Genomic DNA, 16,707 nt, shown 5'->3' with positions numbered 1-16,707 from the left:
CCGGCTCTTTGGTAATCAAGAGAGATTACTTAGCTTTAGCTGCCGCCGCTGCTTTAGCGATAGCTGCGAAGCTCTTAGCATCTAGAGATGCACCACCAACTAGAGCACCGTCGATGTCTGGTTGAGAGAAGTAAGCTTCTGCGTTCTCTGGCTTAACAGAACCACCGTATTGGATGATTACTTGCTCAGCTACTGCTGCGTCTTTCTCTGCGATTAGAGCGCGGATAGAAGCGTGGATGCGCTGTGCGTCTTCAGCAGTTGCTGCTTTACCAGTACCGATAGCCCAGATTGGCTCGTATGCGATGATAGCGTCGTTAAGTGCTTCAACACCGTAAGCGTCGATCACTGCGTTGATTTGACGTGCACAAACTGCTTCAGTTTCGCCTGCTTCGTTTTGCGCTTCAGATTCACCGATACAGAAAACTGGCTTCAGGCCGTTCTCTTTTAGGAATGCGAATTTCTTAGCGATGAACTCGTCTGATTCGTTGTGGTACTCACGACGCTCAGAGTGACCGATGATGATGTGAGTAGCACCGAAGTCTTTCAGCATTTCTGGAGACATGTCGCCAGTGAAAGCACCGCTGTTGTTTAGGTCTGTGTTTTGTGCACCAAGGATGATCTTGTTGCCGCCTTCCGCGATTACACGCTCAGCTAGATCGATGTATAGTGCTGGTGGAGCTACCGCCACGTCTACACCAGTTACGCCTTCAAGTTCAGCGTTTAGACCAGTTAGCAGCTCAGTTACCATTGCTTTGCTGCCGTTGAGTTTCCAGTTACCCATAACTACAGGTTGACGCATGAGATTTTCTCCAAAATCAGTGTTTGTAAAAAACGAATGTAAAAAATAAACGTGATTACGAAAGAATATAACAGATTAATTCATGTAGATCATGATTGGGGTCATTTCTTTATCGCTTTGGTATCTTATCCTAACAATTGCCCAGAATGGCTCGCCCAAGTGATCCAGTAAACAGAATAATAGAATACTTCTCGGAATTTTACTCGCGGCTTGCTATACCTTGTCGCCTATTGGTCACAACAAAGGGAAGTCGTATGCCGAATCTGGTTCTAGAATATTCGAATACAGCCGATGAAAGGTTGAATGTACAAGGGTTATTGGAAGACCTACACCGAGTGACGTTGAACTGCGGACTGTTTGACGCCGATTCTGTTAAGTCGCGTTCCCTGCGCAGCCACAACTGGTTGATTGGCGAGTATGGTGACAGCGAAGATTTTGTGCACATCAGCTTTGAGCTATTATCTGGAAGGACAGATGAGCAAAAACGCGAGCTTTCAAGAAAGCTGATGGAAGTGCTAAGAGAGCAGGCGAGCCATATTAAGAGCTTAACAGTGAACATTCGCGATATGGACAAGACCTGCTTTCAAAAGATTACCAATTAATACGAGAGTGATTTGATGCCGTTAAAATCGTTACTGTTTTCATTCAATGGACGCATTGGGCGTAAGACATTCTGGATGTGGAATGTCTGTTACTACTTAGCCATTATGATTGTTGCACAGGGGCTTAATTTTCTATTCCCTAATGTGATGCAGTTTTTGTTGCCCTTGCTATTGCTGATGTTGCTTATCCCTGACCTAGCTATCACGGCGAAGCGTTGGCATGACCGCAATAAATCTAATTGGTGGCTATTGCTTAACTTGCCATTGGTGTTTGGGCGCATGAGTTTACCGACGTTAGATCCTGCGACAGCCGCTCAGCCGTCGATGGTGCAAAGTTTGTTGTCGTTTTCAGCCCTAGCGTGTGGTGCATGGATTTTAGTGGAGTGCGGTTTTCTTAAGGGCACAGAAGGTCCTAACCAATACGGTGATGAGCCCAAGTAATGCGCTTACGAATCGTGTGAGAAAAGGGAAGCATTGGCTTCCCTTTTTAGTGCGCGACTGTTTTTCTATTACTAATGAGCTGGTTCAGCGCCACTCCTCATCGCGGCGAAATGGCAATACATCGGCCGTTTGTTTTGGCGATGGGAGATCACCATGCAGTGCCTCTGAAAATTTAACGATCTGCTTGTGGAGCTCTTCTCTCAACAGCACATTGGCGTGGATAGGGTTTTTGGCGCGCTGCAGCACTCGCTCAATGTGCGATTGTTGGGCATGCAGTCTTGGTTGCATGTCACTCGAGCAGCTCTCGATAAACTGCTCACACAATTGATGTCGCAGCTGGCTGAGCTTCTCAGGGTCTTCTTTTGCCATCGCTGCTAGCTCCTCAAAAGAGGGGAGTGAAATCGGCTCTGCCATGTTTGCCTTCCTATGCCTAACGTTATCGAACCATATTCATAGCGTAGGACTTAATGAGAAAAGACAAACTTAAATGCATGACGTGTCTCAGAGTTGAGACACGTAGGTTGGGATCACTGTTTTGCGTGGAACTTGTAGACGCATCGTCTGGCGCCTTTAACGATATGCTCATCGCGCTCGACGTTGACATCGCTGCCAACCAAGGCTTGAAATACATTGAGCTCAGATTGACATAGCGCTTCGCAGCGAGAAGCCGCTTTGCAAATAGGGCAGTGATTCTCGATGAGCACAAACCCATCATCGGTTTGCTCAAGCTCTGCCATGTAGCCATCTTTCTCGCGCAATTCAGTCAATTTCTGAACCTTGCTTTGCAAGTCGGGTAGTTGATCAAAGTGTGGTTGGTAGGTTGTGAGGGTGTTGAACTCGCGTTCTTTGGAGACTTTCTCAAGCCCCTCACTGCCAAACACATTCTCAATGGCGTCAATAAACTGAATGGTGAGGTCGCTATGGCGGTCGGAAAAGCGCGCATGACCTTGAGCGGTCAAGGACCAATGTCTATTCGGGCGACCCACTTTGACTTTGACGTCTTCGAATCGCAACAATCCATCCTCTTCAAGGCTTTGGAGGTGCTGCCTTGCCCCCATGGTCGTGATGCCCAAACGCTCCGCAATACGTTTTGCGGTGACGGCTCCCTCGCGTTTTATGATGTCTATGATGTGATCAGTGGCTTTCATCAGTGCATCCGTTCTGTTTGTTCAGCCTTAAGGTAAAGATAGTCGAGGTATTATGGCGGATAAGGTTAATAAAGCAAATTATTTACAATGTTGCGTATGGATAAATGACGTATAACCAAATAAAAAAAGCGCTGATGGAGATCAGCGCTTTTCTATCGCGAACCCGCTTAAAGGATGATATCGCGGATCTCTGGGTCTTTACGCTCTAGGTAGTGCGTAGACTTGATGCGTCGAATGGTACGACAGCGCCCACGGATCAGCAGGGTTTCTGTTGTCGCGATGTTGCCTTGACGAGCGATGCCCTCAAGTAGGTCACCCTTAGTGATGCCCGTTGCCGAGAATACGACATTGTCGCTACGTGCCATATCTTCCATACGCAGCACGACATTCGCTTCAACGCCCATTTCCGCACAGCGCTCAAGCTCGTCTTGTCCTGCTTTACGGTTTTCTTCGGTATCGCCTTTTACAGCGTGGCGAGGCAGCAGACGACCGTTCATGTCACCATCAAGCGCACGAATTACCGCCGCAGAAACTACACCCTCTGGCGCGCCACCGATGCAGTACATCACGTCGACTTCACTGTCTGGCATACACGTGAGAATCGATGCCGCTACATCACCATCTGGCACTGCGAACACGCGAACACCCATTGCTTGCATCTCAGCGATAACCTGATCGTGACGTGGTTTTGCTAGCGTGGTCACTACGAGAGTATCAAGGGTTTTGCCCAGCGCGGCTGCGATGTTGTTTAGGTTTTCTTTGAGTGGCTTGTTAAGATCAATGACGCCTTTAGCGCCAGGACCCACAACCAGCTTCTCCATGTACATATCCGGCGCTTTCAAGAAGCTGCCTTTCTCGCCCGCAGCAAGAACGGCTAGCGCGTTAGACTGACCCATCGCCGTCATACGTGTGCCTTCAATTGGGTCAACAGCGATATCTACCGCATCGCCACCGATACCCACGTGCTCACCAATGTACAGCATAGGTGCATCGTCGATTTCACCCTCACCAATAACGATTTCACCTTCGATATCGGTCTTGTTCAGTAGGCTGCGCATGACCTCCACCGCTGCACCATCGGCAGCATTTTTGTCGCCTCGTCCTAGCCACTTATAACCTGCTAGTGCGGCACCTTCGGTAACTCGTGAAAAAGCCATTGCTAAATCGCGCTTCATACTGACTCCAATTTAATGAAAAATGACAAATGATTTACGGCGCGAATTCTAGCATATCAGAAGGGAAACGTTTGCCTTTTTATCTGTTTGGTGGCGATCTTGTCGTTAAAATCGCAGATGATGGAGTGCTTGCAAAGCCGAAGCCATTATTGAATAACGTTTTTTAGTAAACGGCAGGTCAGTTTACGGCGCTTTTTTGACCGAATAGTGAAAAATCTGCAATATAGGACGTGTCTATCTTCTCTAGGCTGAGTAGAATGGGGCACTATAGGGTATATAGAATGAAGCATTTTCATTTCACAGGATTAAACAAGGGTAGGCCGAGATGTCTTTTGAAGTACTGGAACAACTAGAAGCAAAAATTCAAACTGCAGTTGACACAATCGCTCTTCTTCAAATGGAAGTAGAGGAATTGAAAGAAGAGAAAGCACAGCTAGCGAACCAAGCTGAAGAGCTACGCAGCAGCCGTGTAGAGCTAGAGCAGAAGACGGAACAGATGCAGCGCGAGCATAGCCAATGGCAAGAGCGCATTCGCAACCTACTAGGTAAAATGGACGAAGTAGAGTAATTCTTCGCTCCTTCGAGAATATTGAAAGCACCCTGCATTGGGTGCTTTTTTGTTTTCTCACCATGAATGGATCACGTGGTGAACATGCGAAACACGGGTGTTGTTTGGTCTAACCAGTGTAACTCACCGTCTCTTGACTTTTCGTGTACAAGTTGAGCACGTATACTAACTCTAACTAGGGAAAGGAAAAGTTAGAATGAAAACACGTGACAAAATAGTCTATGCCGCCCTCGACTTGTTCAATACTGATGGCGAGCGCAACGTGACAACCAACCATATTGCGGCGCACATTGAGATTAGCCCGGGCAATCTCTACTACCATTTCCGAAACAAACAAGAAATCGTTCGCGAGATTTTTGCGCTTTACTCGCAAGAACTCATCGAGCGTTTTACCCCAGTCCAAGGCCAGCAAGAGAGCCTAGCACTGCTGAAACATTACCTAGATTCTATCTTCACTCTGATGTGGAAATACCGCTTCTTCTATGCCAATCTGCCAGAGATTTTGCAGCGAGACCCAAAGCTGCATGAAGAGTACATCGAGGTTCAAGAGCGCTTGCAGGGCAACTTGGTTAACATTCTCAAGGCATTTGTAGAGCTAGATTTGCTCACCATCAACGATAAAGAGCTCAAGTCACTGGTTACAACCCTGCACATGATGGCGGTGGGTTGGTTAAGTTATCAGTCGGCGATGTCACCACGCACTAAAATCACCGAAGAGGTGATCCAACAAGGCATGCTGCAAATGATCCATGTGGTTAAGCCTCTGGCGACCGATAAAGGTAAAGAGCAACTAACATTGCTAGAAGATGGCGTTCGCATGATGGGTAGCCCAACAAGCTAACTGTCGCTAACGGCATGATATATAGCCAATTCGTATTGTCCAAACCCTACTTAACAAGTAGGGTTTGTGGTTTCTATCCCCGCATTAAAGGAAGAGTGTGAAGGTGCATTACGATGTATTCAATGGCGATGCCGACGGCATACTTGCCTTACTGCAATTACGTTTGGCGCAGCCAATAGAGAGCCAACTTATCTCGGGCATTAAACGTGATATCGCTTTGTTGCAGCAGGTACCACCCGAGCAGGCAAGCTCAGTGACGGTGCTTGATATCTCGATGGATAAAAATCAAGCCGCGCTTGAGGGGCTTTTGGATCATAATGTTCCTACTACTTATATTGACCATCACAAGGCATCTTCCATTCCAAATAGCCAATATCTTGATGCTCATATTGACCTTGATGCGAATACCTGTACGGCACTGATTGTCGACAAGTTGCTCCAAGGCCAATTTAGGTTATGGGCGGTTGCTGCTGCGTATGGCGACAACATGCTGGCAAGCGCTGAGGCATTGGCATCGACTTTAGGGTTAAGTGATGAGCAGCGCCGCTTACTTAACGAGCTGGGTACGCTGATCAATTACAACGGCTACGGTGAAAGCCTCGAAGACCTGCATTTTAATCCGGTTGATTTGTATCAGCAGCTTTTGGCCTACCATGATCCTTTTGAGTGTATTGGTGATCACCGCTCCCCATATCATGTACTCAAAGCGGCCTTTGCACAGGACGAAGCAGCGCTGAGCGTAGCGCAGACACGCCATGATTCAGCGGTGCTTAAAGTGGTCTTGCTGCCGGATAGTGCGGCAGCGAGACGAATGTCGGGTACCTGGATTAATAGACTTGCTAATCAATCCCCTAATCAAGCGCACATCTCATTAGTGCCAAGAAGCGATGCATCGGGAGAGCCGTGCTATACCGTGTCGGTGAGAGCGCCACTCAATAATAAGCAAGGGGCAGGGGAGATTTGCAGTCAGTTTGCCACTGGTGGTGGTAGAGAAGCGGCAGGCGGCATAAACGGCATGCCAGAGAGCGAGCTAGAAAGGTTGATTGAGATTGCAACAACGCGCTACTCATCACAATGAGTAGCGGCACTGAGTTAGCGCTTTAACCAGCTTTTCGGGTTTTGGACTTTACTATTACGACGGATCTCAAAGTAGAGGGATGAGCTGTCTTGACCACCAGTATCACCGGCAAGAGCGATGGTTTCACCAGCCGCGACCTTATCGCCTTCTTTCTTTAGCAAAGTTTGGTTGTAGCCATACAACGTCATATCGCCTTTACCATGGTCAAGCAGAACCACGAGTCCATAGCCGCGCAGATAGTCGGCGAATACCACAGTACCAGAGTAAACCGACTTAACCGAGTCACCGTAATTGGCAGCAATGACCATGCCTTTCCAATTAACTTGTCCGGTTTGTTTGGTACCAAAGCTGTGTAGCACCTTGCCTTTTACTGGCCATGGAAGACGACCTTTTTGACGTGCAAGACCATCCATCGGAACTTGATTGCGCTTCGCAGCTTTGGCGATTTCCGCTTTTAGCCTAGTTTCATTGCGCTGCAGCTCCGCGAGGTAATTTTTATCGTTGGAGATACTGCGGCGAATTTTGCTTACCGTGCTTTGTCGGCTGCTTCGATTCTTAGCTAAGGTGTCACGCTTGGCTTTTTGTTGCTCTAAAAGCTGAGCGATCTGATTGCGCTCTAGCTCCAATGCTCGCTCACTTTCCGCTAGCTTGCGTTCGGTCTCGGCAAGTTGTTCCAGTGTTTCGGCACGGGCCTTCGCTAGATGCTGATAGTATTGACTGATACGGTCTTGGTCAGGGTCTGTGCTAAGCACACCGGACGCAGAATTATTTTGCTTAGTGATGTAGTAGGTTTGCACCAGTTCAGCGAGCACCTTTTGTTGCTGCTCTTTTTGCTTTGTTAATGCCTCAACTTGGCTATGAAACCCATCTAGGTTGCGGTTGGCTTGAGCAAGCGCTGCCGTTGTTGCTTTGATTTCTTTCTCGACATTAGAAATGCCAATCTCTTGCTCACGCAGTGATTTTTGCAGCGTGTCGAGCTCTTTTTGCTGTGCAGATAGTGATTTTTGCTGACGGCTTATCTCACTTTTTACACCTGTGAGTTCATTTTGGTTAGCAAGGCTATGGGCGCTTGGTAAAGCGAGCCCTAAACACACGACCAGTGCAGACAAACGAGGGGTAAAAAGCCTAATTTTGTTTGGTTTCATCCTAATTCCACTACACGCAGCGACAAGAGTTTGCTCATTCAATAGTAATCATAACTGATTGATAGTTCACTATAGCTGTTCGCAATCCGCACCTCTAAAGTGATGTTGCCATTATATCCACACATGGCACCTTAGGCGCAAGCAAACAAAAACGCCGATGTAGAGACATCGGCGTTTTTCATGACTGCGAAAGGCAATTACTTAACTAGGATCTCACCAGACATCTCTGCTGGAATTTCCATGTCAGTCATCGCTAGCATTGTTGGCGCAAGGTCAGACAGTTTACCGCCTTCTTTGAACTCAACCGCTTTGTCACCTACGTAGATTAGAGGTACTGGTAGGTTAGTGTGAGCAGTGTGCGTACCGCCAGTCACTGGGTCTACCATCATCTCTGCGTTACCGTGGTCAGCCGTGATCAGCATTTGACCGCCCACTTCTTTGATCGCGTCTACTACTTGGCCAACGCTCGCATCAAGAGCTTCGATAGCTTGCTCAGCAGCTTCGTAAACACCTGTGTGACCAACCATGTCTGCGTTTGGATAGTTACAGATGATAGTGTCGTACTTACCAGACTTGATAGCCGCAACCATCTTCTCTGTTAGCTCTTCAGAGCTCATTTCTGGTTGTAGGTCGTAAGTCGCTACTTTTGGAGAAGCAACGAGCTGACGCTCTTCGCCGTCAAATTCGTTCTCAACACCACCGTTGAAGAAGAACGTCACGTGTGCGTATTTCTCTGTTTCAGAGATACGTAGCTGAGTCTTACCTGCTTTCGATAGCCACTCACCGTACGTGTTCTCAAGAGACGCTGGTGGGAAAGCGATAGATAGTGGGATGTCAGCTGCGTATTGCGTTAGCATGACGAAGTTGATCGCTGGGAATACTGCGCGCTCAAAGCCATCAAACTCAGGTACGAAAGTACGCGTGATTTGACGTGCACGGTCAGCACGGTAGTTCATGAAGATAACTGCGTCGCCATCTTGGATCGCTGCGTCTTCTTGACCTTCTGCTTTGATAGCTGTTGCTTTAACGAACTCATCGTTCTCTTCACGAGCGTAAGCTGCTTCAAGACCTGCTACTGCATTGTCGTAAGTGAACTCAGCTTTGCCTTGAGTCAGTAGGTCGTAAGCGACTTGTACGCGATCCCAGTTGTTATCACGATCCATAGCGTAGTAACGACCGATTAGAGACGCTACGCGGCCTTTACCAAGCTCAGCAAATAGCTCGTCGAAACGCTTTAATGAACCTTCAGCGCTACGAGGCGGTGTATCACGGCCGTCTAGGAAGCAGTGTAGGTAGATTTTCTCAGCGCCACGCTCTGCTGCCATTTTAACGGCTGCGTAGATGTGGTCTTCGTGAGAGTGAACACCACCTGGAGACATAAGACCCATTAGGTGAACCGCTTTACCTGCTGCAACTGCTTTGTCGATAGCAGCAACAAGCGCTTCGTTCTGAGAAAACTCACCGTCAGCGATTGATTTAGTGATGCGAGTTAGGTCTTGATAAACAACACGACCCGCGCCGATGTTAGTGTGACCTACTTCTGAGTTACCCATTTGACCGTCTGGTAGACCTACGTCCATACCAGAAGCCGAAATAAGAGTACGTGGGTTGTTTGCCCACAAGCCATCCATTACTGGAGTTTTTGCGTTGTTGATTGCGTTGCTTGCGTTGTCTTCACGGTAACCCCAACCGTCAAGAATCACTAGAGCCATTGGCTTCTTAGCTGACATAGTTATAACCTCGTCAAATCGATAGTAACTTTACAGAAAACAAATTAGCGTAATTTTACTACACTTTTTACCCATAACTGTAGTGGCAGATCAAATAATGTTTGTGATTACCGTTGCTGGGTTACAGTTTTATCTAGCTAATTCGTCTGTTTATGTTCTTTGTGAGGTAATCATAGACGTTATTTTCGTGAGATACCTCGGCTTTATCTCTATTAATACGCCTTGTTCAGTCGCTTTGACTAATCGGTTTTTTCTATCTCTGCAATAGTGTCTAGTGACGCCATTGCCAGGCAAGGCGAGGAGAAGGATCTCAATTCTCCGCTCGAAACATTTTCCCCTCTCGCCACGGCGAGGCTAAGCCGCTATACTCCTCGACTGATTTAATGTTCAACTATCTAAGAGCGCAAGCTATGCAAGAGTATTTAGAATTTTTTCAACAAAACATGATCATGTCGCTAGTGTGGGTTGCACTATTTGTTGCTCTGATCGCTAACATCTTTAAATCAGCGAACGCAGCATATAAAGAAGTCTCTGCAGCACAAGTCACACACATGATGAACCGTGAGAATGGCATCGTGGTGGATATTCGTTCAAAAGACGAATTCAAACGTGGTCACATTACTGACGCACTTCACGTTTTACCGTCAGATATCAAAGCGGGTTCTTTCGGCAGCCTTGAAAACCACAAATCAGACCCAATCATTGTGGTATGTAAGACTGGTCAAACGGCGCAAGAGAGCGCGAACTTGCTTGCAAAAGCAGGGTTTGAAAAGGTTTACTTGCTGAAAAATGGTCTAGTGGCTTGGAGCGAAGCAAACCTACCGCTGATCAAAGGCAAGAAGTAACACAGAATTTTGAGTAATTTCGCGGCAGTTATGACTAAGGGATGTGATAAATGCCACGGAATTCACGGCTCGCCTAGTCATCAAACATTGGCTCGGCTAGTCTGCAAGAAAACTCATTAACGTTTTGACAAATTTAGACGTATTTAAGGAAATCATCATGGCTGAAGCAGCTCCACAAGAAGCACAACAAAACTTCTCAATCCAACGTATCTTTCTAAAAGACGTATCATTTGAGGCGCCAAACTCGCCAGATATGTTCCAGAAAGACTGGAACCCTGATGTTAAGCTAGATCTTGACACTCAAAGCCGTGAACTAGGTCAAGGCGTATACGAAGTTGTTCTTCGCCTGACAGTGACAGTGAAAAATGCAGAAGAAACTGCATTCCTATGTGAAGTACAACAAGGTGGTATCTTCACTGCAGAGCAAATGGAAGCAGGTCAACTTGCACATTGCCTAGGTGCATTCTGCCCGAACATCCTATTCCCATACGCTCGTGAAACTATCTCAAGCCTAACGATGAAAGGTACGTTCCCTCAACTGAACCTAGCGCCAGTTAACTTTGACGCACTGTTCATGAACTACCTACAGCAGCAAGCTCAGCAAGAAGGTCAAGCGGAAGCTTAATCTCCTTCGCAGACTGATTCTGCGTTAACGAGTCTATGTAATGAAAATGCACAGCGCGCCGCGATGTGCATTTTTTATTTGCTTATACAGGTTTAGACTTATACCCAAGTCATCTCGAGAGATTGCTGCTTTTAGGGTCACTTGGGTATAACAAAGAAACATAATCATACCGACAAATTAGGTGGTGTTATGAATAACGCATATGGAAAAGAAATCGCAATGACCGTTATTGGTGCTGGCTCTTATGGCACGTCGCTTGCGATTTCGCTAGCGAGAAACGGTGCGAATGTGGTGATTTGGGGACACGAACCTGAACACATGGCAAAACTAGACGCCGATCGTGCAAACCATGAGTTCTTGCCTGGCATTGAGTTTCCAGAGTCTTTGATTGTTGAATCGGATCTGCAGAAAGCGGTTCAGGCGAGTCGTGACTTACTGGTTGTGGTCCCAAGCCATGTGTTTGGTATCGTGCTCAACAGCATTAAGCCACACCTCAGAGAAGACAGTCGTATCTGCTGGGCGACGAAAGGGCTTGAGCCTGAGACAGGGCGCTTACTTAAAGATGTAGCACACGACATCATTGGTGAGAATTACCCGCTGGCGGTACTATCAGGCCCAACCTTTGCTAAAGAGCTGGCAGCTGGCCTACCAACGGCAATCGCTGTTGCCTCTCCCGACACTGAGTTTGTGGCTGATCTTCAAGAGAAAATCCATTGCAGTAAAACATTCCGCGTCTATGCTAATGATGACTTCACTGGTATGCAGCTTGGCGGCGCCGTGAAGAACGTCATCGCGATTGGCGCGGGTATGTCGGATGGCATTGGCTTTGGTGCCAATGCTCGTACCGCACTCATCACTCGTGGTCTCGCGGAGATGACTCGCCTAGGTGCAGCACTCGGCGCTAAACCTGACACCTTTATGGGCATGGCTGGCCTGGGCGATTTGGTGTTGACGTGTACCGATAACCAATCGCGCAACCGTCGCTTTGGTCTTGCGCTGGGCGAGGGTAAGGATGTCGATACCGCACAAACCGAAATTGGTCAGGTAGTCGAAGGCTATCGCAATACCAAAGAGGTATGGTTGTTGTCTCAACGCATGGGTGTAGAGATGCCAATTGTTGACCAAATCTATCAAGTATTGTATCAAGGGAAGGACGCGCGCCTTGCGGCGCAAGATCTACTCGCTAGGGATAAAAAAGCCGAGCAGCAATAATCGCTCGACGGATGATTGAGTATCCATCGTAGGACCGAAAATGAAACACTGTGAAAAACAAAATGTCTGGGAGTGCATTGTAAGAGAAGCCCGTGAGTCAGCGGAACAAGAGCCGATGCTGGCTAGCTTCTATCATGCCACCATAATTAATCATGAAAGCTTTGGAGCAGCGCTAAGCTACATCCTTGCTAACAAGCTAAAGACAGCGTCAATGCCGGCTATGGCTGTGCGTGAAGTGGTTGAGCAAGCGTTTAATGCTGACCCGAGCATTACCGATGCAGCGGCGTGTGACATTTGTGCGACAGTGAATCGAGATCCTGCGGTATCCATGTACTCAATGCCGCTTCTATACCTAAAAGGCTATCACGCCCTGCAAGGCTATCGAGTCGCAAACTGGCTCTGGTCTCAGGGGCGTAACGCTTTGGCGACGTACCTTCAAAACCAGATCTCAGTGGCGTGTCAGGTGGATATTCATCCGGCAGCTCGTATCGGCAAAGGCATCATGCTTGACCATGCGACGGGCATCGTTATTGGTGAAACGGCAGTGGTGGAGAATGATGTCTCTATCCTACAGAACGTCACACTGGGTGGTACCGGTAAAGAGTGTGGTGACCGACATCCTAAGATCCGCGAAGGCGTGATGATTGGTGCTGGTGCTAAGATCCTCGGCAATATCGAAGTGGGTAAAGGTGCCAAGATTGGCTCTTGCTCTGTGGTGCTTCAGCCTGTGCCTCCACATACAACAGCGGCAGGTGTACCTGCGAAAATTGTTGGTAGGCCTAAGACAGATAAGCCATCTCTGGACATGGACCAGCAGTTTAATGGTAAGTCACAGACCTTTATGGGCGGTGATGGTATCTAACCGATAACCGACGCAGAATGCTAAAAAGCCAAGGCAATGCCTTGGCTTTTTGTCTATTTGGCTAATGAAGGCAAATGCTTTCGCCTCACCGACAGTGCATACAAGTAGGCAAGCACGCCACCAATGACATTCCCCAAAGCCACACCAATAAACATCCCCTCGACACCATACAGCATGCTACCCAGAGCGGCGGCTGGAAGCGTAAATACAAACAGCCTCATGGCACTCCACATAAATGCTTTGTTGGGCTCATGCAGCGCATTCATTCCACTTCCAAGCATCATAATGATGCCCTGAAAGCCGTAGCTAAATGGCACGACGAGTAGGTAGTGCCAAAGGATATCTCGCACCGCTTGCTCTTGAGAGAACAACGCTGAGATTGGGATGCTGAGCGGCACCATCATCACAAAGACCAGCAATTGAAATAACAGCGAAAAGCGCATGCTGAGGAACAGTCCTGCAAAGCTGCGGTCGGCTTGCTTGGCGCCAAAGTTTTGCGACATAAATGGCGTTAGGGCTGAGCTGAGTGATATCAGAACTAATATAAGAATCGACTCAACACGCTGCGCCGCCCCATAGGCTGCCACGGCCGCCGTGCCATGAACAGAGAGCATCTTCATTAAGATTGCCCCTGAGATGGGCGACATCGCCGTCGACAAACCAGAAGGCATGCCAATACGTAGAATCGCAATCCAATCTTGCCAAAGCTGCGAAGGTTTAAGCTGGCCAAGGAGTTTTTCTCGCTTGGTGAGTACATACAGCGAGCCAGTCAGCGCACCTAGCCAAGCTATACCACTCGCAATCGCCGCACCTTGAATGCCGAGCTCAGGGAATGGACCGATACCAAAAATCAGCAGTGGGTCGAGCAGGCCATTAATAAAGCCAGACAGCATCATGATCTTAGCTGGCGTTTTGGTATCGCCGGTGGCTCGAATGGCGCTGTTACCCGCCATCGGTATCACCAACAGTGGTACAGTGAAGTACCAGATCACCATGTACTCTCGGATCAGCGGGATAATGTCGTCGCTGGCACCCAGTAGTTTGAATAGTGGTTCTATGGTGTAAAGACCTAAGGTGGAGGCTAACATGACCAAAACCACGGCAAGCAACAAGCCATGTGTGGAGAAACGCGCCGCGTGCTGCGTATTGCCCTGACCAAGCAAGCGCCCGATATTGGTGGACAATCCCATACCAATGCCCATGGTGATGCAGTTAACGCCAAAGGTCACAGGAAAAGTAAAGCTGATGGCAGCGAGGGCTTCGGTGCCTAATAGCGAAATGAAGAAGGTGTCGACAAGGTTGAATGCCAGTATTGCCACCATGCCAAAGACCATAGGCACGGTCATATTTCTAAGCACTTTGGATATCGGCGCGGAGAGCAGGCCGTGTTTGTCTTGCATGGCATTCTAAGCTTGGTAAACAGGAGGCTAGAATACAGTAATTAACCAGCTGGCGCGACAACCGACTCGCCGCAGCTTAGCTTTCGCATGCCAATCTTAAATTTCGTTATTTTTGTCACAATTTTTTGGCATCCTCCCCTTGGGATCGCCAAAAACGCCCCCAACATATTCAACACAAGGCCTTGAAGGCAACCCTATAAGCTAAATGGAAAATAATCAGGAGAATCGACCGATGAATATCCGTCCTCTACACGACCGAGTTATCGTTGAGCGCCAAGAAGTTGAATCTAAGTCTGCTGGTGGCATCGTTTTAACTGGTTCTGCGGCAGAAAAATCAACACGTGGTACAGTTTTGGCTGTGGGCAAAGGCCGCATCCTAGAAAACGGAACAGTACAGCCGCTAGACGTGAAAGTAGGTGATACGGTGATCTTTGCTGAAGGCTATGGCACTAAGACAGAAAAGATCGACGGTAAAGAAGTTCTGATCATGTCTGAAAATGACATCATGGCTATCGTTGAATAATTAAGTAGACGTTGAGTAATTTTTTACTCTAAACAAGCTATCCACTGAATTTAGATAAGGAAATAAACAATGGCTGCTAAAGACGTTAAGTTTGGTAACGACGCACGAGTTAAAATGCTAGAAGGTGTAAACGTTCTAGCGGATGCAGTAAAAGTAACACTGGGCCCTAAAGGTCGTAACGTAGTTCTAGACAAATCTTTCGGTGCACCAACTATCACTAAAGATGGTGTATCTGTAGCGCGCGAAATCGAACTTGAAGACAAGTTCCAAAACATGGGCGCGCAAATGGTTAAAGAAGTAGCCTCTCAAGCGAACGATGCTGCTGGTGACGGTACAACAACGGCAACAGTTCTTGCACAGGCTATCGTAAACGAAGGCCTAAAAGCGGTTGCTGCTGGCATGAACCCAATGGATCTTAAGCGCGGTATCGACAAAGCCGTTGTTGCTGCGGTAGAAGAGCTAAAAGCGCTGTCTGTTCCTTGTGAAGACACTAAAGCGATTGCTCAGGTTGGTACTATCTCTGCGAACTCTGATGAGAGCGTAGGTAACATCATTGCTGAAGCAATGGAAAAAGTAGGTCGTGATGGTGTTATCACGGTTGAAGAAGGTCAGGCTCTACAAGACGAGCTAGACGTGGTTGAAGGTATGCAGTTCGACCGTGGTTACCTATCTCCATACTTCATCAACAACCAAGAAGCAGGTTCTGTTGAGTTAGAGAGCCCATTCATCCTTCTTATCGACAAGAAAGTATCAAACATCCGTGAGCTACTTCCAACGCTAGAAGCGGTTGCTAAAGCATCTCGTCCACTGCTTATCATTGCAGAAGACGTAGAAGGTGAAGCACTTGCAACGCTCGTTGTGAACAACATGCGCGGCATCGTGAAAGTAGCGGCTGTTAAAGCGCCTGGTTTCGGTGACCGTCGTAAGTCTATGCTTCAAGATATCGCAATCCTAACTGCTGGTACTGTGATCTCTGAAGAAGTCGGTCTAGACCTTGAGAAAGTGACGCTAGAAGACCTAGGTCAAGCGAAGCGCGTTTCTATCACTAAAGAAAATACGACTATCATCGATGGCGTGGGTGAAGAAGCAATGATTCAAGGCCGTGTAACTCAAATTCGTCAACAAATCGAAGAAGCGACGTCTGACTACGACAAAGAGAAACTTCAAGAGCGCGTAGCTAAGCTAGCTGGCGGTGTTGCGGTAATCAAAGTTGGCGCAGCAACTGAAGTTGAGATGAAAGAGAAGAAAGACCGCGTTGAAGATGCACTACACGCAACTCGCGCAGCGGTTGAAGAAGGCGTAGTCGCGGGCGGTGGTGTTGCACTTATCCGCGCGGCGTCAAAAGTGGCGGGTCTTGAAGGTGCTAACGAAGAGCAAAATGTGGGTATCCGCGTTGCACTTCGCGCTATGGAAGCGCCAATTCGTCAAATCACTGCAAACGCAGGTGACGAAGAGTCTGTCGTTGCAAACAACGTGAAAGCAGGCGAAGGCAGCTACGGCTACAACGCAGCAACAGGTGAGTACGGCGACATGATCGCAATGGGTATCCTAGATCCAACTAAAGTAACTCGCTCTGCACTTCAGTTCGCAGCATCGGTTGCCGGTCTTATGATCACAACAGAAGCGATGGTAACTGACGTACCTCAGAAAGACGCTCCAGCAATGCCTGATATGGGCGGAATGGGCGGCATGCCAGGCATGATGTAATCCATC

The 16,707-nt window shown here is 47.9% G+C and carries 18 protein-coding genes; 11 read left to right on the top strand and 7 right to left on the bottom strand.

Features of this window, described 5'->3' with window-relative positions:
- Positions 1–25: 25 nt before the first annotated feature.
- Positions 26–799 carry a triose-phosphate isomerase gene (tpiA, locus tag LY387_RS15185; protein ID WP_042478835.1) on the bottom strand — a complete coding sequence of 258 codons (774 nt, stop codon included), beginning with the start codon at positions 797–799 and terminating at the stop codon, positions 26–28.
- Positions 800–1,053: 254 nt separating this feature from the next.
- On the opposite strand from tpiA, the gene LY387_RS15180 reads away from it, so the two are divergent.
- Together LY387_RS15180 and LY387_RS15175 are read left to right on the top strand one after the other, a co-directional pair.
- Entirely contained in the window at positions 1,054–1,401 is a 348-nt protein-coding gene (locus tag LY387_RS15180) for a 5-carboxymethyl-2-hydroxymuconate Delta-isomerase (protein ID WP_042478837.1), read from the top strand.
- 15 nt (positions 1,402–1,416) lie between these two features.
- Positions 1,417–1,842, top strand: a complete 426-nt coding sequence (locus LY387_RS15175) for a DUF805 domain-containing protein (RefSeq protein WP_042478839.1) — start codon at positions 1,417–1,419, stop codon at positions 1,840–1,842.
- A gap of 84 nt (positions 1,843–1,926) precedes the next feature.
- On the opposite strand, the gene LY387_RS15170 is transcribed toward LY387_RS15175, so the two are convergent.
- The 3 genes from LY387_RS15170 to glpX all read right to left on the bottom strand — a co-directional run bounded on the left by LY387_RS15170 (position 1,927) and on the right by glpX (position 4,165).
- Positions 1,927–2,256: a DUF3135 domain-containing protein gene (locus LY387_RS15170; protein WP_234494685.1), complete on the bottom strand. Its 330-nt coding sequence runs from the start codon at positions 2,254–2,256 to the stop codon at positions 1,927–1,929.
- A 113-nt stretch (positions 2,257–2,369) separates the two neighbouring features.
- Complete coding sequence (locus LY387_RS15165; protein ID WP_128649667.1) at positions 2,370–2,990, bottom strand: helix-turn-helix transcriptional regulator; 621 nt, start codon at positions 2,988–2,990, stop codon at positions 2,370–2,372.
- A gap of 167 nt (positions 2,991–3,157) precedes the next feature.
- Positions 3,158–4,165 carry a class II fructose-bisphosphatase gene (gene glpX / locus LY387_RS15160; RefSeq protein WP_234494684.1) on the bottom strand — a complete coding sequence of 336 codons (1,008 nt, stop codon included), beginning with the start codon at positions 4,163–4,165 and terminating at the stop codon, positions 3,158–3,160.
- Between the two features lie 325 nt (positions 4,166–4,490).
- On the opposite strand from glpX, the gene zapB reads away from it, so the two are divergent.
- The 3 genes from zapB (at position 4,491) to LY387_RS15145 (ending at position 6,652) form a co-directional block, all read left to right on the top strand.
- Complete coding sequence (gene zapB, locus LY387_RS15155; protein ID WP_042478850.1) at positions 4,491–4,733, top strand: cell division protein ZapB; 243 nt, start codon at positions 4,491–4,493, stop codon at positions 4,731–4,733.
- Between the two features lie 196 nt (positions 4,734–4,929).
- Positions 4,930–5,574: a TetR/AcrR family transcriptional regulator gene (locus LY387_RS15150; RefSeq protein WP_128649666.1), complete on the top strand. Its 645-nt coding sequence runs from the start codon at positions 4,930–4,932 to the stop codon at positions 5,572–5,574.
- Between the two features lie 103 nt (positions 5,575–5,677).
- Positions 5,678–6,652, top strand: a complete 975-nt coding sequence (locus tag LY387_RS15145) for a DHH family phosphoesterase (RefSeq protein WP_234496137.1) — start codon at positions 5,678–5,680, stop codon at positions 6,650–6,652.
- A 14-nt stretch (positions 6,653–6,666) separates the two neighbouring features.
- Here LY387_RS15145 and LY387_RS15140 read toward each other — a convergent pair whose 3' ends face one another.
- Both LY387_RS15140 and gpmM read right to left on the bottom strand, forming a co-directional pair.
- On the bottom strand, positions 6,667–7,797 hold the full coding sequence (locus tag LY387_RS15140) for a murein hydrolase activator EnvC family protein (RefSeq protein ID WP_234494683.1): 1,131 nt from the start codon (positions 7,795–7,797) through the stop codon (positions 6,667–6,669).
- A 197-nt stretch (positions 7,798–7,994) separates the two neighbouring features.
- Complete coding sequence (gene gpmM, locus LY387_RS15135) at positions 7,995–9,527, bottom strand: 2,3-bisphosphoglycerate-independent phosphoglycerate mutase (protein ID WP_234494681.1); 1,533 nt, start codon at positions 9,525–9,527, stop codon at positions 7,995–7,997.
- A 410-nt stretch (positions 9,528–9,937) separates the two neighbouring features.
- Here gpmM and LY387_RS15130 point away from each other — a divergent pair, with 410 nt between their 5' ends.
- The 4 genes from LY387_RS15130 to cysE all read left to right on the top strand — a co-directional run bounded on the left by LY387_RS15130 (position 9,938) and on the right by cysE (position 13,071).
- Positions 9,938–10,372 carry a rhodanese-like domain-containing protein gene (locus tag LY387_RS15130; RefSeq protein WP_128649664.1) on the top strand — a complete coding sequence of 145 codons (435 nt, stop codon included), beginning with the start codon at positions 9,938–9,940 and terminating at the stop codon, positions 10,370–10,372.
- Between the two features lie 157 nt (positions 10,373–10,529).
- Complete coding sequence (gene secB / locus LY387_RS15125) at positions 10,530–10,997, top strand: protein-export chaperone SecB (RefSeq protein WP_042478856.1); 468 nt, start codon at positions 10,530–10,532, stop codon at positions 10,995–10,997.
- 189 nt (positions 10,998–11,186) lie between these two features.
- Complete coding sequence (gene gpsA, locus LY387_RS15120; RefSeq protein ID WP_128649663.1) at positions 11,187–12,209, top strand: NAD(P)H-dependent glycerol-3-phosphate dehydrogenase; 1,023 nt, start codon at positions 11,187–11,189, stop codon at positions 12,207–12,209.
- 40 nt (positions 12,210–12,249) lie between these two features.
- Positions 12,250–13,071, top strand: coding sequence for a serine O-acetyltransferase (gene cysE / locus LY387_RS15115; protein WP_042478859.1), 822 nt, complete (start codon positions 12,250–12,252; stop codon positions 13,069–13,071).
- Between the two features lie 53 nt (positions 13,072–13,124).
- Here the strand turns inward: cysE and LY387_RS15110 are convergent, their stop codons facing one another.
- Positions 13,125–14,471: an MATE family efflux transporter gene (locus LY387_RS15110; RefSeq protein WP_234494679.1), complete on the bottom strand. Its 1,347-nt coding sequence runs from the start codon at positions 14,469–14,471 to the stop codon at positions 13,125–13,127.
- A gap of 232 nt (positions 14,472–14,703) precedes the next feature.
- Here LY387_RS15110 and LY387_RS15105 point away from each other — a divergent pair, with 232 nt between their 5' ends.
- A complete protein-coding gene (locus LY387_RS15105) occupies positions 14,704–14,994 on the top strand; it encodes a co-chaperone GroES (protein WP_031493033.1) in 291 nt (96 codons plus the stop codon).
- Between the two features lie 69 nt (positions 14,995–15,063).
- Complete coding sequence (gene groL, locus LY387_RS15100) at positions 15,064–16,701, top strand: chaperonin GroEL (RefSeq protein WP_234494677.1); 1,638 nt, start codon at positions 15,064–15,066, stop codon at positions 16,699–16,701.
- The last annotated feature ends 6 nt before the right edge of the window (positions 16,702–16,707 follow it).

It is taken from the genome of Vibrio maritimus (assembly GCF_021441885.1).
Classification (GTDB): Bacteria; Pseudomonadota; Gammaproteobacteria; order Enterobacterales; family Vibrionaceae; genus Vibrio; species Vibrio maritimus_B.
Note: the sequence above shows the minus strand (reverse complement) of the source record. Positions and strands in the feature narration are given on the sequence as shown.

Excerpts from the sequence above, each read along its gene's own strand:
- LY387_RS15140 (WP_234494683.1), bottom strand. The coding sequence starts at position 7,797 with ATGAAACCAAACAAAATTAGGCTTTTTACCCCTCGTTTGTCTGCACTG.
- gpmM (WP_234494681.1), bottom strand. The coding sequence starts at position 9,527 with ATGTCAGCTAAGAAGCCAATGGCTCTAGTGATTCTTGACGGTTGGGGT.
- LY387_RS15170 (WP_234494685.1), bottom strand. The coding sequence starts at position 2,256 with ATGGCAGAGCCGATTTCACTCCCCTCTTTTGAGGAGCTAGCAGCGATG.
- LY387_RS15180 (WP_042478837.1), top strand. The coding sequence starts at position 1,054 with ATGCCGAATCTGGTTCTAGAATATTCGAATACAGCCGATGAAAGGTTG.
- cysE (WP_042478859.1), top strand. The coding sequence starts at position 12,250 with ATGAAACACTGTGAAAAACAAAATGTCTGGGAGTGCATTGTAAGAGAA.
- LY387_RS15165 (WP_128649667.1), bottom strand. The coding sequence starts at position 2,990 with ATGAAAGCCACTGATCACATCATAGACATCATAAAACGCGAGGGAGCC.
- groL (WP_234494677.1), top strand. The coding sequence starts at position 15,064 with ATGGCTGCTAAAGACGTTAAGTTTGGTAACGACGCACGAGTTAAAATG.
- LY387_RS15150 (WP_128649666.1), top strand. The coding sequence starts at position 4,930 with ATGAAAACACGTGACAAAATAGTCTATGCCGCCCTCGACTTGTTCAAT.
- LY387_RS15110 (WP_234494679.1), bottom strand. The coding sequence starts at position 14,471 with ATGCAAGACAAACACGGCCTGCTCTCCGCGCCGATATCCAAAGTGCTT.
- zapB (WP_042478850.1), top strand. The coding sequence starts at position 4,491 with ATGTCTTTTGAAGTACTGGAACAACTAGAAGCAAAAATTCAAACTGCA.
- LY387_RS15105 (WP_031493033.1), top strand. The coding sequence starts at position 14,704 with ATGAATATCCGTCCTCTACACGACCGAGTTATCGTTGAGCGCCAAGAA.
- LY387_RS15130 (WP_128649664.1), top strand. The coding sequence starts at position 9,938 with ATGCAAGAGTATTTAGAATTTTTTCAACAAAACATGATCATGTCGCTA.
- secB (WP_042478856.1), top strand. The coding sequence starts at position 10,530 with ATGGCTGAAGCAGCTCCACAAGAAGCACAACAAAACTTCTCAATCCAA.
- gpsA (WP_128649663.1), top strand. The coding sequence starts at position 11,187 with ATGAATAACGCATATGGAAAAGAAATCGCAATGACCGTTATTGGTGCT.
- LY387_RS15175 (WP_042478839.1), top strand. The coding sequence starts at position 1,417 with ATGCCGTTAAAATCGTTACTGTTTTCATTCAATGGACGCATTGGGCGT.
- tpiA (WP_042478835.1), bottom strand. The coding sequence starts at position 799 with ATGCGTCAACCTGTAGTTATGGGTAACTGGAAACTCAACGGCAGCAAA.
- glpX (WP_234494684.1), bottom strand. The coding sequence starts at position 4,165 with ATGAAGCGCGATTTAGCAATGGCTTTTTCACGAGTTACCGAAGGTGCC.